This window comes from Stutzerimonas stutzeri (assembly GCF_024448935.1).
GTDB lineage: Bacteria > Pseudomonadota > Gammaproteobacteria > Pseudomonadales > Pseudomonadaceae > Stutzerimonas > Stutzerimonas stutzeri_AO.
Window position 1 is genome coordinate 1 of the sequence record NZ_JAMOIE010000247.1, and the last position, 931, is coordinate 931.

Genomic DNA, 931 nt, shown 5'->3' on the forward strand with positions numbered 1-931 from the left:
CGTGCAGGTACTGCAAATGGCGCAGGAAATGCGCCTGCTCACGCTGGGCACGATCAGTCTGGATGGCACCAAGATCCACGCCAACGCATCGCGCCATAGCGCGCTGTCCCATGGGCATATCGAACAACTCGAAAATCAGCTCAAGCGCGAAGTGCAGACGCTCTTCGCCCTGGCCGAGCAGGCGGATCAATCGGCCGTCCCCGACGGCATAAATCTGCCAGAGGAAATCGCTCGCCGTGAAACCCGCCTGGCGGCCATGGCCGAGGCGAAGAGCAAGATCCAAGCCCGTGCCAAGGCGCGCTTCGCCAAGGAGCAAGCTGAGTATCAGGCCAAGCTGGCGCAGCGGGAGGAAAAGGCCGAAGCCAGTGGCAAGAAACCACGCGGCAAAGCCCCCAAGCCACCCATTGCGGGGCCGACGGTCAAAGATCAGATCAACCTGACCGATGAAGACTCGCGCATCATGCCGGTATTCGGCGGCGGCTTCGAACAGGCCTACAACGCCCACAACGCCCAGGCAGCGGTGGATACGACCAGCATGCGGGTGGTGGCGCCGGCCGTCACCCAGGCCTGCAACGACAAGGAACAAGTCGTGCCGATGCTGGCACAACTGGCCGAATTACCCGCCACGCTGGACAAGCCCAGCGAACTGCTGACTGATAGCGGCTACTACAGCGCCGCCAATGCCAACGCCTGCACCGCGAGCAGCATCGAGCCGCTGATGGCGGTCAAGCGAGAGGAGCATCACCCCTCGCCCTGCGCGCGCTTCACCGAGCCACCGGCCTTGGCCGCCGACGCCACCCCAGCGCAGCATATGGCGCACAAGCTGAAAACCAAGGTGGGTCGTGCGCGGTATGCGTTGCGCAAGCAAACGGTGGAGCCGGTGTTCGGCATCATCAAGTCGGTGCTGGGCTTTCGGCAATTCTCGCTGCGT

General features: G+C 63.4%; 1 protein-coding gene. It reads left to right on the forward strand.

Annotated features, from left to right (window positions below; translation table 11 throughout):
• A partial coding sequence (locus NA637_RS25150; protein ID WP_256075365.1) for a transposase occupies positions 1–931 on the forward strand: 931 nt, incomplete at both ends.